At 65.0% G+C, this 13202-nt stretch carries 15 protein-coding genes; 12 read left to right on the plus strand and 3 right to left on the minus strand.

Annotated features, from left to right (window positions below):
• Positions 1-85: 85 nt before the first annotated feature.
• Complete coding sequence (locus QZ408_RS04365; RefSeq protein ID WP_292489982.1) at positions 86-370, minus strand: DUF5661 family protein; 285 nt, start codon at positions 368-370, stop codon at positions 86-88.
• Between the two features lie 457 nt (positions 371-827).
• Here QZ408_RS04365 and QZ408_RS04370 point away from each other — a divergent pair, with 457 nt between their 5' ends.
• The 7 genes from QZ408_RS04370 (at position 828) to QZ408_RS04400 (ending at position 6419) form a co-directional block, all read left to right on the plus strand.
• Positions 828-2507 carry a hypothetical protein gene (locus tag QZ408_RS04370; protein ID WP_292489983.1) on the plus strand — a complete coding sequence of 560 codons (1680 nt, stop codon included), beginning with the start codon at positions 828-830 and terminating at the stop codon, positions 2505-2507.
• 70 nt (positions 2508-2577) lie between these two features.
• Positions 2578-2790, plus strand: a complete 213-nt coding sequence (locus QZ408_RS04375; RefSeq protein ID WP_292489984.1) for a KTSC domain-containing protein — start codon at positions 2578-2580, stop codon at positions 2788-2790.
• A 66-nt stretch (positions 2791-2856) separates the two neighbouring features.
• Positions 2857-3096, plus strand: coding sequence for a KTSC domain-containing protein (locus tag QZ408_RS04380; RefSeq protein WP_292489985.1), 240 nt, complete (start codon positions 2857-2859; stop codon positions 3094-3096).
• 182 nt (positions 3097-3278) lie between these two features.
• Positions 3279-4538: a transposase gene (locus QZ408_RS04385; RefSeq protein ID WP_292489987.1), complete on the plus strand. Its 1260-nt coding sequence runs from the start codon at positions 3279-3281 to the stop codon at positions 4536-4538.
• A 60-nt stretch (positions 4539-4598) separates the two neighbouring features.
• Entirely contained in the window at positions 4599-5528 is a 930-nt protein-coding gene (locus QZ408_RS04390) for an ROK family protein (protein WP_292489988.1), read from the plus strand.
• Between the two features lie 16 nt (positions 5529-5544).
• Positions 5545-6054 (plus strand): dual specificity protein phosphatase, encoded by a 510-nt coding sequence (locus tag QZ408_RS04395; protein ID WP_292489989.1) that lies wholly within the window; start codon positions 5545-5547, stop codon positions 6052-6054.
• Entirely contained in the window at positions 6051-6419 is a 369-nt protein-coding gene (locus QZ408_RS04400; protein WP_292489990.1) for a YigZ family protein, read from the plus strand. The genes QZ408_RS04395 and QZ408_RS04400 overlap by 4 nt, the downstream gene beginning before the upstream one ends.
• On the opposite strand, the gene QZ408_RS04405 is transcribed toward QZ408_RS04400, so the two are convergent.
• On the minus strand, positions 6409-6783 hold the full coding sequence (locus QZ408_RS04405) for a hypothetical protein (RefSeq protein WP_292489992.1): 375 nt from the start codon (positions 6781-6783) through the stop codon (positions 6409-6411). The genes QZ408_RS04400 and QZ408_RS04405 overlap by 11 nt on opposite strands.
• Positions 6784-7338: 555 nt before the next feature.
• Here QZ408_RS04405 and glgP point away from each other — a divergent pair.
• The 5 genes from glgP to QZ408_RS04430 all read left to right on the plus strand — a co-directional run bounded on the left by glgP (position 7339) and on the right by QZ408_RS04430 (position 12483).
• The gene (gene glgP / locus QZ408_RS04410; RefSeq protein ID WP_292489993.1) at positions 7339-9561 is read left to right on the plus strand and encodes an alpha-glucan family phosphorylase; all 2223 of its coding nucleotides are present in this window, start codon (positions 7339-7341) and stop codon (positions 9559-9561) included.
• A gap of 16 nt (positions 9562-9577) precedes the next feature.
• Complete coding sequence (locus QZ408_RS04415; RefSeq protein ID WP_292489994.1) at positions 9578-9745, plus strand: hypothetical protein; 168 nt, start codon at positions 9578-9580, stop codon at positions 9743-9745.
• On the plus strand, positions 9742-10650 hold the full coding sequence (locus QZ408_RS04420) for a sulfite exporter TauE/SafE family protein (protein WP_292489995.1): 909 nt from the start codon (positions 9742-9744) through the stop codon (positions 10648-10650). The genes QZ408_RS04415 and QZ408_RS04420 overlap by 4 nt, the downstream gene beginning before the upstream one ends.
• A gap of 286 nt (positions 10651-10936) precedes the next feature.
• The gene (locus QZ408_RS04425) at positions 10937-11881 is read left to right on the plus strand and encodes a hypothetical protein (RefSeq protein WP_292489996.1); all 945 of its coding nucleotides are present in this window, start codon (positions 10937-10939) and stop codon (positions 11879-11881) included.
• 5 nt (positions 11882-11886) lie between these two features.
• A complete protein-coding gene (locus tag QZ408_RS04430; protein WP_292489997.1) occupies positions 11887-12483 on the plus strand; it encodes a hypothetical protein in 597 nt (198 codons plus the stop codon).
• Here the strand turns inward: QZ408_RS04430 and QZ408_RS04435 are convergent.
• Positions 12480-13127 (minus strand): hypothetical protein, encoded by a 648-nt coding sequence (locus tag QZ408_RS04435; protein ID WP_292489998.1) that lies wholly within the window; start codon positions 13125-13127, stop codon positions 12480-12482. The two genes, QZ408_RS04430 and QZ408_RS04435, sit on opposite strands and share 4 nt — an antisense overlap.
• Between the last annotated feature and the right edge of the window lie 75 nt (positions 13128-13202).

Consider the following 13202-nt stretch of genomic DNA (forward strand, 5'->3'; position numbering starts at 1 on the left):
GGGCGATAGTTGTTGCGCATCCCGCCCGGTGCCCTACCGCGAGGGCGGCATCGGCCGTGGCGGCAGGAGTCGTCGTGGCGAGCGCTCACCGTTGCGCTGTTTTCCGCTCCGCCCAGTAGGTCTCCGCCTTCTCCTCCATCTCCTCGAGCCGGTCGTAGTAGTCGGGGAACTCGTTTAAGTGCGCAAGTGCTATCTTCGCCGTCAGGAAGAGGTCGTCGTCGGTGACGTTCGTCGCCGGGTCGTGGAGACCGTGTTCGAGTTCGACGACCATGCCGCGCCGGAACTGTTCGACGTCGAACTCCTTCCAGGTGACGCCGAGCTGCTCGCCCATCGCCTTTGCTTCTCCGGGGGTTACATGCGTCCGTACCATGCAGGTTTTCCTCAGGCAGGGAATGGCGCCCGAAGGTTATGAGCCTGACGATCTCTCGCGCGGATGAGCCGGGGCCTCCTTCTTCCCCTGGGGGGAGTGTACCTCACGCCGGGAGCAATGACGGGACCGGGTGATATCCCGAAACGGGCGTAAACCTCTCGGTCAAGGTGCTCTCCCGCGGCGATCTGGAGAGGGGGCGAAACTCGCCGTTCTTGAAGACGGTACTGGCCGAGGGTGCCCGGGTTTTCAGCCCGGCGATCGCAGCCCCCGTCTCGGCATGCCGGGCTGCAGGGTCCACCATGGCGGATTGCCCGGGGGAAGAGGGGTTACTCCGCGAAATCCGGGTATGACGTTCTCCAGCAGTCTTCCTGCTCCGGAAGATCTATCCAAAAGAGCCGCCGGGTAGCCCCGCACCAGGCACCTTTATCATCCTTCGGCACCCGCACACCCGGGACCGATGGCGCAGGAGAACCGAAGGCGGAGTTACGTGCTGTTCATACTTCCGGCGTTGCTCCTTGCTCATGCCGCGGCGTGCGCCTCTGCCGCCGGCGTGGCCGATCCGGCGGGGGATTTCCCGGACCCTGATATCACCGGCCTCTCCTGCGACGTCCGTGAGGGCGTCCTGCATGTCCGGATGGATCTTGCCCGGGACCCCGCAGGGAGTTACGGCGGCGCGATCTTCATCGACGCCGACCGGAACCCTTCGACGGGCTACCGGGAAGGGACCGGCGCGGAGTACGTCTACGCCTTCTCCGTCATGCCGATCGTCTACGCCGAGCCTGTCATCTCCGCGACCTTGAACGACGAACCGGTGAGCGAGGCTACCCTCTCCCCGAGCGCGAACCGGATCGATATCGCGATCCCCCTCGGGGCACCCGGGGACGGCGCCGCGGACCCGGATCTCTTTGCCGCCGTCTACACCGGGACGATGGGGGCGCTCGCCTTTGACCGGGCCCCGGACTACGGCGTCATGAACGCCGAAAGCGGCGAAGTGAAGGTCCCGGGCGGGGCCGCACGGGTGAGCAGCAGATATGACGACCGGGAGGGGGACGCGCTGTCCGGGGACGTTACGGGCCTCAGCACGGACGTCCACGACGGGGTGCTCGACATCCTGGTGACTTACGCGACCGCCGTCGAGAGTGGAGGGGACCTGAAAGGCTGGATACTCATCGACGCGGACCAGAACCTGGCTACAGGGTTCATGAACGCCGAAGAGGCGCCGCCGTCGTTCGGGATTGATTACCGCCTGGATTACACGATCGGATCCGCGCTTGGGACTGGCGCGAGCCTGGAGAAGACTGGTCCCGGATTCGCGGAAGGGGGCTACGCGGAGACGGCGGGGGTTCCCCTCGGGGTCCCGTACAACGACGCCATGTTCGTGGCTGCCGGCAACCAGGCCTTCTTCCGGATCCCGCTCGCCCTGCTCGGGCCTGACGACGGAAGGACAAGCATCATCCTTGACTCCTTCTCGCTCAGCGGGATGACGTCTTCCGGGGCGTCGGATCAGGTCCCGGATGCGGGGGTTGGGGTGCTCGATACCGGGACGGGGGAGGTCCGGCCCCCTCTCTCGTACACCGGGGCCGGACCGGCCCAGACTGCTGACCGCGTGGGGGATTCGGCCGGGTCCGGCTATGACGGCGACGACATCGCCTCGGTTGAGACCGGGTATGCGGGGAACGTCCTCCTCGTGAGAGTCGCCTACGCGAGCCTTGAGCCGGACGACGGAGCCGTAACCACAATCTTCTTCGATACCGATCAGGCTGCGGACGGCCTCTTCGAGTCGGCTCTCGTCTACTGCCTCTACAACGGGAGGCTGGGTGCGGTGCTGGTGGGGAATACCGGCGGCGTATTCGGAGCGAGAAGCGCCCGGCCCCTCGTCACCATGCAGGGCGACAGTATCTTTGCAAGCGTCCCCCTGGAGCTCCTGAACGACGACGGGAAAATGAACCTCTCCATCGAGACGGCCCTCGTGCCGAGCAGCGCTGAGATACCGCTTACTGACCAGACCCGTGAATGGATGTCGTCAGGATACGAGACGAAGTTTGGAACGGGCGAGGTCCACATCAACCCCGACAAGTTCAACCGGACGCTCTACGACAGGGTGCCGGAGACCGGATTCATCTCCGTCGCGCCGTAACTGCGCTCTTTGGGCGTTCGTTTCCATCCTCCACAACTCTTATACCCCTTCACCCCCTCTACCCCCGTCCATGCAACGCCAGGCCGTCGAATCCACCAACATAAAATCGGTCGGTTATAATGAAGAAGACGAGATCCTGGAGGTCGAGTTCCACAGCGGCGGGGTCTACCACTATGTCGGGGTGCCGCCCGCGGTCTATGAGGGGCTGCTTGCGGCCCGGTCGAAGGGCCGGTACTTCGGGGATTTCATCCGGCTGCGTTACCCCTATGAGAAGGTCCGCTGACCGGTCCGGCCACCGGCCGATCTTTCGCCGCAACCGCTATCACCTTCGCCCGCCACACCAGCCCGCATGTCTCAACCATCAGCGGGATCCACCGGCGGCATACGGTCCATCGGTTATGACCCCACGACGAAGGCGCTTCTCGTCATCTGCGAGAGCGGCGACGCCTACCGCTACGCCGGCGTCAGGAAAGAGGTCTACGAGAACCTTCTCGCGGCTCCGGCCCGGGAGCAGTTCATCCGCGAGTCCATCCAGGGCAGGTATCCGCGGGAGAAGTACCCCTGCATGGCGGTGGGAGAGGACGTCTGATCCCGGAGCGGGGGTAGGTTTATCTCTGCGGGGTTGAAGGGGCAGAGCGGGAAGACCCCCTGCGCAAGCTGGGGGATGGGAGCGGAGCCCCTTCGCCCTGCGATCCTCGTGTCCTCTGATCCCATATCTCTATGACAAATGACAGCGCATACTCATGCGAGAGTCCGCAGGAGAGTATTCAGATGCACCTTGCCACCAAGATCAAGATTCAGGTGACACCCGATCAGGCCGATGTGCTCTGGCACCTCTCCGAAAAATGCCGGTTACTCTACAATTTTGCTCTTGCCGAACGAAACCAGAACTATCAGGAGAACAAGGATCGGGCCGACAAGCAGTACATTGGGTATGTCCAGCAGGCGAACGCCCTTCCCGACCTGAAGAAGAAGTACCCCGAGTACCGGTGGGTCTACTCCAAAGTTCTGCAGACCACCCTCAAATCGCTGGACGACAACTTCCGGTCGTTCTTCGCGCTCCGGCAGAACGGCGACGAAGACGCCAACCCCCCGGGGTTCAAGGGCAAGGATCACTTCTGCACGCTACGCTACAACCAGAGCGGGTTTGCGATCGCCGGGGGCCGGATCCGGTTCTCGCACTTCTACAATGATGTACCGCTGGCGTTCGATCTGCCCGAAGATCGGACGTTCCTCAACGTCAAGCAGGTGGATCTCTTCTACGATGACCTGAAGAAAGCGTACTACGTCTCCATCGTCCACGAGGTTCAGCCGGACCAGAAGTACGTTGACAACGGGTTCTACCAGGCCTGGGACCTCGGGGTCACGAAGCATGTCGCGGTCAACAGCCACGGGAAGTTCCTTGAAGTCACCAACGCCCGACCGGATAAGTACTGGAACCCGAAGATCGATGCCGTGCAGGCCCGACGAGACCACTGCAAGAAGAAGAGCCGGCAGTGGCAGAGACTCAACCGTGCCAAGCGGACGATGGAACGGAAGCGGAGCAACCAGCTCAGAGACTTCCAGCATAAGGTGAGCAGGAAACTCGTGGAAAACACCCGGGCCGCCACAATCCTGGTCGGTGACCTCTCCGTCAAGCAGATGCCGAAGTCAAAGCAGGCCACGCCCGGGCTCAACCGGGCCACCCAGAACGCGGGACACCTCTCACGGTTCATCGGATTGTTGACCTACAAGGCAGCCCTTGCAGGTAAGAGAGTAATAACGATCGATGAACAGTACACGACGAAGACCTGCTGTGTCTGCGGAGCGGTTCACGAGATGCCGCTCGGGAACCGCGTTATGGACTGTGCCTGCGGGAACTGCATCGATCGCGACCACAACAGTGCGGTCAACATCATGGTACGGTTCCTATCACAGAATGCCCTGTGGACGGGCTACCGACAGTTCGCCGGTAATCTGCGACAAACAGGTCCGAGGATCCCTGTGATCCCCGGACACTCGCAGGAAGCCCTCTGCGCAAGCGGGGGGTAGTTCACGCCGCTGGTTCGCGTAATCTCGTGAAGAGAAGCATCCGCTCCCGGGGAGAACCATATGACGACCGTGATTGCCATCGACCTCGGCGGGACTAACCTCCGCGCCGCCCTGATCGACTCCGCCGACGCGACGATACTGGCCCACACTGCCGTCCCGACGCCGGTGACGGGGCCTTCGGGGGATGCGATCACCGCCGCGATCATCGCCCGGGTCGAGGCCCTCCTCGCGTCGGCGCCGGGAAGGAGCGTCAGGGCGATCGGCGTCGCGTCGGCCGGCCCCCTGGACCTCGACCGCGGGCGGGTCACGAACTCCCCGAACATCGCCTTCCCGGTCGTGGAGATCACCGGCCCGCTCAACGAGCGGTTCGGGCTGCCGGTCGCCCTGATCAACGATGCCCGGGCGGGCGTCCTCGGCGAGCGATGGGCGGGCGCCGCCCGCGGCTCTGATAACGTCGTCTACGTCACCCTCTCCACCGGGATCGGCGGTGGAGCGGTGGTGAACGGCCGTCTCCTCCTCGGGGCGACCGGGAACGCCGGGGAGATCGGGCACATCCCCGTCGATACCCGCTACAACCTCACCTGCGGGTGCGGCTATAAGGGCCACTGGGAGGCCTACGCCTCCGCAAAGAACCTCCCGGGGTTCTTCGCGGCGTGGCGGGAGGAGGCCGGCACCCGGGATGTCGCCTTTGACGCCGGTTCGACCCGGGCGATCTTTGAGGCGGCCCGAGACGAGGATCCGGTCGCCCTCGCCTTCATGGAGGCGCTCGGGCAGGTGAACGCCCGGGGAGTCTCGGGCGTGATCGTCGCCTACAACCCCGAGATCATCGTGCTCGACGGGCCGCTCGCCCGCTTCCACGGGGATATCGTGATCCGGCATATGGAGCCCTATATCGACCGCTACCTCGCCCTCCCGCGGCTGGTCGTCTCCGGGCTCGGGGGGCGCTCGCCGCTCCTCGGGGCCGCGGCGTATGCCCTCGAGGCACGGTGAAGGGGGAACGGGAACTATGATCGAGATCTATCCAAACCTGTATATCGGGACCCAGGAGGACTACGAGGTCGCGGTGGAGGCCCATGAGACCTGGTGCGTGGTGCACGCCTGCCGGAGCCCCTACCACTGCCTGGCCGTCACCTACTCGCCCGTCGGGACGGTGCCGGAGGACCACCCCGAACGCCTGATCGCCCGGCGGGGCAACCGGCTGATGCTCAACCTGGTCGACACGCGAAACCCCGACGACGTCCCGAAGGAGGCGATCGACGCCGCCCTGCTCTTCATCGATCGGTGCCTCGCGAAGGGCCGGCCGGTCCTGGTCCACTGCGGTTTCGGGATCTCCCGGTCGGCGGCGATCGGGTTCCTCTACCTTGCGGCCTACACCGACGTCCTGCCGGCGGAGAGCTTTGCTGCGGCCGAGGCGGCTTACCGCCGGATATACCCGCCCTACAGGCCTGGCCGGGGGATACGGGGATTTCTGGAAGCGCACTGGGACGAGTATGCGAGGAAGCGGGTGGCCGCATGACCGCCGAGCCGCTCGGCGCGGCAAACCTCGAGGTCCGACGGTCCCGGTTCCACGCTCACCTCTACCGGGTGGCGGGGCCGGGGGATCTCGCACCGGTCCTCGCCGGCCACCGGGAGGCCTACCCGAAGGCCGCCCACCACTGCGCCGCACTCCGGTGCGGCTCCGTCGAGGTGTTTAAGAACGACGGCGAGGTCGGCCGGCCGGGGAGGGTGCTCCTCGACCTGCTCCGGAAGCATGCCCTCGACAGCCACGTGCTCGTCGTGTCGAGGATCTTTGGCGGGGTGCTCCTCGGCCCCGGCAACGTCGGCCGGGCGTTTCGCGATGCACGAGAGGCGGCGATCCGCGAGGCGGAGCTTATCCGGTGACGGGAGAGGACCCGCGGGCGCGGACCGCCGCGACAGGGGCGTAGGTGGAGGTGCGGGCGAGGAGCGCCCGGAGTGCCGCTGCCGGCACCGTGTAGCGTTCCCCGGTGGCGAGCGCAAAGACGATCGCCGCCCCCGACCGGGACCGTTCCGCGCGGCCGACCGTGCCCCCGAGGACCGCGCCCCAATCCTGGCGAAGCAGCTCGACCCGGGCGGGGCGCCGCCCGTCGAGCGCCTGCCGGAGTTCGCCGACCCGGACCCCGAACTGCCTCCCGTCGAGCGTGATCTCGACGATCCGGCAGAGTTTTCCATCCTCATCGACCGCGGAGCACCTGCCCCTCTGGATGTAGCCGGCCCGTTGTAGCATACTCCCGGTCTCTCTCCGTCTCCCCTCATGAAGCCGCGCCGTGCGGGGTGAAAGTGTAAGGTGGAACGGGCGTTTCAATACCCCGGCATCTCCCGCGCCTGCCACTTTCAAAGCCGGATGCGAACGGGCCGGGATCCGGTTTGATGGCTCCCACGATGAGGCGTACACCTCGCAGGTGGATGCCCTTGAGCGCTGGATCCGATCCAAAAACCCCCGTATGGGAGGAAACGGCGGGTCAAGCGGAGACTGTACCGGAGTATCATCGGCACTCTGATCAACGCCGGCGTGAACAGCGTGCTCGACCATGCAAGAAACGTAGCTGGTGATCCCGTGATCCCGCGGATAATCAGGAGCGGTCGTGTCAACCGGCCGTGCGAATGAGGCTTGCGTTTGAGGAACCCCCCGAGACCGGCAGGCAACCTTTGTACGCATTATAGTGGGCCGATGCGCTGCTCTGGGCTACATGCGAAGACAGTCCCGGGGGCAAGCCACCGGTTTTAACCGGGGGTAGTTGACAGAAGCACTTATCTGGTGCGACGGGCATTGCCTGTCGTGATGAAGACGGAGATACCCTATGACCGGTTCGCCCACGTCCCGGAGCGGATCTTCGGGCTCGTGGACCTCGCGTACAACCTCTGGTGGAGCTGGCACTCCTCGGCGAGCGTGCTCTTCAAACAGCTGAACCGGGCAGAGTGGAAGCTGAGCCGCCACAACCCCGTCAGGATGCTGCTTGAGACACCCCCGCGGTTCTTTGAGCGGGCGGCAAACAACCCGGAGTACCTCCGTCGCTACGACATCATCATGTTCCGGTTCCGGCAGTACATGGAACCGACGACGAGCTGGTTTGCGCAGCGCTACCCCGGACGGGTGCCGCTGACGATCGCCTACTTCTCCAGCGAGTTCGGGCTGCACCACTCGCTCCCGTTCTATGCAGGGGGGCTCGGTATCCTTGCCGGCGACCACATCAAGGCAGCAAGCGATCTCGGGCTGCCGATGGTCGGCGTCGGGTTCATGTACGCAGAAGGATACCTCCACCAGCACATGGAGGGGAACGGGTGGCAGAAGAACGTCGCTGAGATCCTGGACCGCGACGCCGCGCCGGTTCTCCGGGTGCTCGACGACAACGGTAGGCAGCTTGTGGTGCAGGTCCCCCTGATCGACCCGCCGATCTATGTCGCGGTCTGGAAGGTGCAGGTCGGGCGTGTCCCGCTCTACCTCCTCGATACCCATATCGACGAGAACCTTCCCGAAAACCGGAGCATCTCCCACCGCCTCTACTTAAAAGAACTCGAATGCCGGCTCAGGCAGGAGCTGGTGCTCGGTATCGGCGGGAGGAAGGTCCTCCATACGCTCGGCGTGGACTACTCGGCGATGCACTTAAACGAGGGCCACTCGGCGTTCGCCCTCCTTGAGAGGCTCCGGGAGCGGCTCGCGGCCGGGATGCCTCCTGATGAGGCGCGTGAGCGGATCCGGGGCACATCGGTCTTCACCACCCACACCCCCGTCCCGGCCGCCCACGACGTCTTCCCCGAAGACCTGATGGCAAAGTACTTCCGCGGTTACTGCCCGTCGCTGGGGCTCGACTGGGACGAGTTCATGGCGCTCGGGAAGGACCCGCACAGCCCGGGCGCCGGTTTCAACATGACCGCGTTTGCGCTCCGGATGAGCCTCTTCCACAACGCCGTCTCGCAGAGGCACGGCGAGATCACCCGGGAGATGTGGCAGCCTCTCTGGCCGGACCTCCCTCCCGAAGAGGTGCCGATCGATGCCATCACCAACGGCGTCCATGTACCGACCTGGCTGAACCACCGGGTTGAGACACTCCTCGACCGGTACATGGACCCGATCTACCCAAACTGGCGCGAGGAGTATGATAACCCGATCGTCTGGGAGGTGGTCGACGAGATCCCGGACGATGAACTCTGGGACGAACACCAGTGGCTGAAGATGAAACTCTTCGCCCGGCTCCGGGAGCGCAAACGCCTGAAATGGGCGGGACACCGGGAAGAGCCTGCGAACCTGGCTGCCGAGGGGCTGATGCTCGATACCACGGCGCTGACGATCGGGTTTGCCCGCAGGTTCGCCGAGTACAAGCGGGCCGACCTCATCTTCGAGGACCTGGACCGGCTCGATGGAATCGTGAACAACCGCTGGAGACCGGTCCAGTTCATCTTCGCAGGGAAAGCGCATCCGGCCGATGAGAAGGGGAAGCATATCCTCCAGAAGATCTACCAGTACTCCCAGGACCCCAGGTTCGGGGGCCGGATATCCTTCATTGAGGACTACGACGAGCAGCTTGCGCGTTACATGGTCCACGGCGTGGACGTCTGGATGAACACCCCGGTCCCGCTCATGGAGGCGAGCGGCACGAGCGGTATGAAGGCGGGGATGAACGGGGTGCTGAACCTCTCCGTCCTGGACGGCTGGTGGGTCGAGGGCTACAACGGCAGGAACGGGTGGGGTTTCGAGGGCCATGCCCCCTACACCGGGAACAACCGGGCTGATGCGAACACGCTCTACGACCTCATCGAGAACGAGGTCGCCCCGCTCTACTACTCGCGGACGATAGACAACGTCCCGCACAAGTGGGTCCGGATGATGAAGGAGTCGATAAAGAGCATCGCTCCCCAGTACTGCTCCCTCCGGATGCTCAAGGAATACATCACGAACTACTACCCCTCGGTCTGCATGTATGCGGCTGAGCCGGGGAGGCCGATGGCCGGTATTCAGGAAGTCTGCCCCACGGAACCCGGTTCCGGCAGTTTCATGGAGAAGTGAAGAGCTACGGTACGGTATGATATCCCGTCCGGCAGCGGTCAGGCCTGGAGAGGGCTACCCGGGGGTCTACGACCTGCACCGGGGTATCTTTTCGCGTGATGACGAGGTGGCGCTCGAAGGTCTCCACAGGGCAGCCATCTACCCGCCGGCGTTCGAACCCGGCAGCGGGGACCCGGAAGAATGACGGGAGGCTGGATCGCCGGGTGGCGGCGCATCGCCCCGGTAGCGGTGCTCTCGGTCGTGATCGCTATCATGCTCGGGGCGGCGCTCGCCATCGGTACGGGGGTGACCCCTGACTCCCCGCCGTTCACGCCGGCCGCCCTGCTCCTCCTCTTTGTGATCGGTTTCGTTGCCGGGGTCTTCGGCGGCCTCGTCGGCGTCGGCGGATCGACGATCATGCTCCCGATCATGTACTTCTACCTCGGGTTCCCGGAGCCCGTCGCCATCGGGACCGGGCTCTTTGTGGTCATATTCACGTCGCTCTCCGGCGCCGCCGGCCACCTGGTGCGGGGGAACCTGGACCGGCGGGTGGCAGCCTGGATCGCCGCCGGCGGCCTTATGGGGGTTCTCATCGGGTCCTGGCTCTTCTCCTTCCTCGTCGGCCACACCCGCCTGCTCGGCCTCATCCTGGGGCTGGCGTTCCTCGGCCCGTCCATCAGCATGATCCGCGAGGGGCTCCGGCCAGAGACCGGCCCGGAACCGGAGTGCATCGGGGGCACGCCCCCTGGTCACTTCCTCTTCGGCACCGGGGTCGGCATCCTGACCGGGGTCACCGGACTTGGGGGCGGCTACGCCCTCGTCCCGGGGCTGCTCTACATATTCGGCGCCCCGGTCTGCGTCACGATGGGGACGTCGCTTGCGTCCATGATCCCGATGGCGATCGTGGGCGGCGGGATCAAACTCGTGGAAGGCTACGTCGCCGTCGGGGCGGGACTGGTCCTCGCGGCCGGGTCGATCGCCGGTGCCCAGGTGGGGGCCGCGACGATCGGGCGGTTCCGGCCGGCTACCCTGAAGTTCATCTTCGGCCTCTACTTCCTCTACGCTGCAGCCCGGTTCATCGCCGAGTTCTTCAGTGTTGGGTTGCCGTGAGCCGTTTGCATACGTATTCCCCCGAAGTCCGCCCACCTGTACCGCACGGCATGTTTGAGAACCGCCGCCCGTACACCGCCAGCTCCCGCGAAACTCCCCTCCGCGCGATATCGCATCAACGTGAAGATATCCCGCGCGGCGCGGATCCGGTCGACCCGGTGGTGCGATTCATCCCCCCTGCCGGGGTTCTGGTGTCTACGGTGCACGCCGAAAGCCCGGTTGTTGTCAAGGTTTTTAGCGGGCAGCCGCCCATATCCTATTACCGATACGCGGTGGGACCCCGGAAATGGAGTGGAAGGATATCATCCCCGTTCTCGCGGGCGGTCTCGTGATCCTGGTCGTCGCCCTCGTAGTGAAACCCGCGCTCGTCGGGGAGCCTGCCGTCGCCACCCCCGGACCGGTCCTGCCCGCATACGTCCCGCCTGCTCCGCTGCCGGCGGCGACGCCCTTCCCGGAGGTCGGCGCGGCCCATACCCGGACGTTCCGCTGGACGGCCATCGACGGCGGCGTCCATACGACCGAGGTCAGGGTCCCGGAAGCGCTCTTCCTCGCCCATCGGGAGACGCCGCGGTTCGCTGACCGGCTCGCCTGGGGGCGGTACGCCCTTGCCGAAGAGGACCGGCCGATCCTTGCGGACCTCGCCCGCCGGATAGCCCCCGCCGGCGGCAACCCGGAGGAGGAGTACTTCGGGCTGATGAACCTCATCTTCTTTGTCCAGCAGATCCCGTACGAACCCGACAACAGTACGGACTCCTACATCGAAGGAGCCCTCCCCCGCCACGCCCGGCCCGTAAAGGACGGCATCGAGTATCCGAAGTATCCCGCCGAGACGCTCGTCGATGGGAAAGGTGATTGCGAGGATTCCGCGATCCTGCTCGCAGGGCTCCTTGACGCTCTCGGCTACGATACGGTTCTGCTCCTGTACCCGGACCACATGGCTCTTGGCATCCGGATGGACGGGTTTCATCCCTATTATGCGAAATATACACCGAAGTACTTCGATTACGGCGGGAAGCACTACTACTACGTGGAAGGGACAACCTATTACGGGGGGAAGGTCTCGGCCGATTCCCCGGTGCTCAGGGGAAAGCCGTTTCCCATCGGGGATACGGAGGACGCTTCGTTTGGGAGCGTGAAGTCGGGAACACCGGAGATCGTCCCCCTCCACTCTATCCCCGCTCCTGCCGAGTACCGTATCCGCCCGGCCCGCCTGCCGGCGGGGGGAGCGTGAGGGTCATGGCTCTCGCGATCCCGAAGATACCGGATGTTTTGAGACTCCCAAAGATCGCCGTCGACCGCCGCAGGGCGCTCACCGCCGCCGGTGCGGTGGCTGCCGTGATAGCCGTCGCCTTCATCGGGTGGACGCTTCATGTCGGTTGGACCGAAGACCGGCAGGTTGCGGCGTTCGGCGGCCACGTGGCGGCGTCGGAGGCCGATCTTGCCCGGGTCTCCGCAAAGATCTCCTCCTGTATAAGTTCCCGCCCGGAATATCCATCGGTTGCCGAATCCGACACAGCCATGCGGGAGTTTGCGGCCATCGCGGAGTACGGCAGGGTGGTCACGGCCTACCACCGGCAGGTCATCGGGGCCGACGAGGTCCCTGAAGCGTATACGGGGGTGCAGTCGGCCTATATTCGGGCGCTCGACCACCTGAACCGCGCGTTCTCGCTCTGGTCGTCTGCCGCGGCCGCGTATGATGCGAAGGCGTATGCCGCGGCGAAAGACCACCTTGCCGGGGCCGACCGGGCGTGGAAGGACTACGTCGCCGCGATCGGCGATTACGACCGGGAACTCCGGATAGCAGAAGAAGGGGGAGAGATTCCTCCCGCCTAGACGAGATACTTCTCCGGGACGAGGACGGAGATCTCAAGCGACGTTAAGGACCCTGAACGGGCGATGAAGTAGTAGTCCCTGTAGCCCTCGAGGACGACGAACCGTTCCTTCTTCTCCCCGAACTTCCCGCCCGAGTACGGGAAGTCGTTTTGGGAGTAGCGGATGTCATCGATGACGACCCGGTTGGGGTCGGCCTTATCGCGGACCTCGATCGCGAGCCAGGGGTGATCGTTCGCCGGCGTTGCGCTCACGTTGAAGGCCCAGTAGGGGAAAGGGATGTGGTAGGTCTCGGTGGCAAGAACGCCGGGAGGGTTGTCGCTTGTCGCCGTCGCGTACTCGATCATGCCTTCGGCGACCCGGAGATCGTTTGGCTGTGCCGTCATCGCGATCGTGGGCGTCGGGGTCGGGATGCGGTAGGTCCCCGGGTCGACGAACCCTATGCTCTGCGGTGTCTTCTCCCCCCGGGCGGGCGCGGCCGGTGTGGGGGCGGCCCCCCCTCCTCCGAGCGCCTGCGGCTGCGCCGGAGACGGCGCCGGGGCGGGGGAGGCCGGCTGCGCCTCGCTGCTCTCCTCCGGCTCCGTGCAGCCGCAGGCGACGATGGCCGCCGCAAGAAGGATCAGGAGCAGGATATGACACCCTTGCATGGTGAGCTCTTGTTTAGCGGCGCTATTAGTAGTTACCCATCCTTACCGGCGCCCCTTCGCGGCAACGGGTTCTTC

The organism is Methanoculleus sp. 10 (assembly GCF_913757945.1).
Lineage (GTDB): Archaea > Halobacteriota > Methanomicrobia > Methanomicrobiales > Methanoculleaceae > Methanoculleus.

Bases quoted from the DNA above. Each gene is read 5' to 3' on its own strand.
- QZ408_RS04385 (WP_292489987.1), top strand. From the start codon at position 3,279: ATGCACCTTGCCACCAAGATCAAGATTCAGGTGACACCCGATCAGGCC.
- QZ408_RS04425 (WP_292489996.1), top strand. From the start codon at position 10,937: ATGGAGTGGAAGGATATCATCCCCGTTCTCGCGGGCGGTCTCGTGATC.
- QZ408_RS04370 (WP_292489983.1), top strand. From the start codon at position 828: ATGGCGCAGGAGAACCGAAGGCGGAGTTACGTGCTGTTCATACTTCCG.
- QZ408_RS04400 (WP_292489990.1), top strand. From the start codon at position 6,051: ATGACCGCCGAGCCGCTCGGCGCGGCAAACCTCGAGGTCCGACGGTCC.
- glgP (WP_292489993.1), top strand. From the start codon at position 7,339: ATGAAGACGGAGATACCCTATGACCGGTTCGCCCACGTCCCGGAGCGG.
- QZ408_RS04395 (WP_292489989.1), top strand. From the start codon at position 5,545: ATGATCGAGATCTATCCAAACCTGTATATCGGGACCCAGGAGGACTAC.
- QZ408_RS04405 (WP_292489992.1), bottom strand. From the start codon at position 6,783: ATGCTACAACGGGCCGGCTACATCCAGAGGGGCAGGTGCTCCGCGGTC.
- QZ408_RS04380 (WP_292489985.1), top strand. From the start codon at position 2,857: ATGTCTCAACCATCAGCGGGATCCACCGGCGGCATACGGTCCATCGGT.
- QZ408_RS04365 (WP_292489982.1), bottom strand. From the start codon at position 370: ATGGTACGGACGCATGTAACCCCCGGAGAAGCAAAGGCGATGGGCGAG.
- QZ408_RS04415 (WP_292489994.1), top strand. From the start codon at position 9,578: ATGATATCCCGTCCGGCAGCGGTCAGGCCTGGAGAGGGCTACCCGGGG.
- QZ408_RS04390 (WP_292489988.1), top strand. From the start codon at position 4,599: ATGACGACCGTGATTGCCATCGACCTCGGCGGGACTAACCTCCGCGCC.
- QZ408_RS04430 (WP_292489997.1), top strand. From the start codon at position 11,887: ATGGCTCTCGCGATCCCGAAGATACCGGATGTTTTGAGACTCCCAAAG.
- QZ408_RS04375 (WP_292489984.1), top strand. From the start codon at position 2,578: ATGCAACGCCAGGCCGTCGAATCCACCAACATAAAATCGGTCGGTTAT.
- QZ408_RS04420 (WP_292489995.1), top strand. From the start codon at position 9,742: ATGACGGGAGGCTGGATCGCCGGGTGGCGGCGCATCGCCCCGGTAGCG.
- QZ408_RS04435 (WP_292489998.1), bottom strand. From the start codon at position 13,127: ATGCAAGGGTGTCATATCCTGCTCCTGATCCTTCTTGCGGCGGCCATC.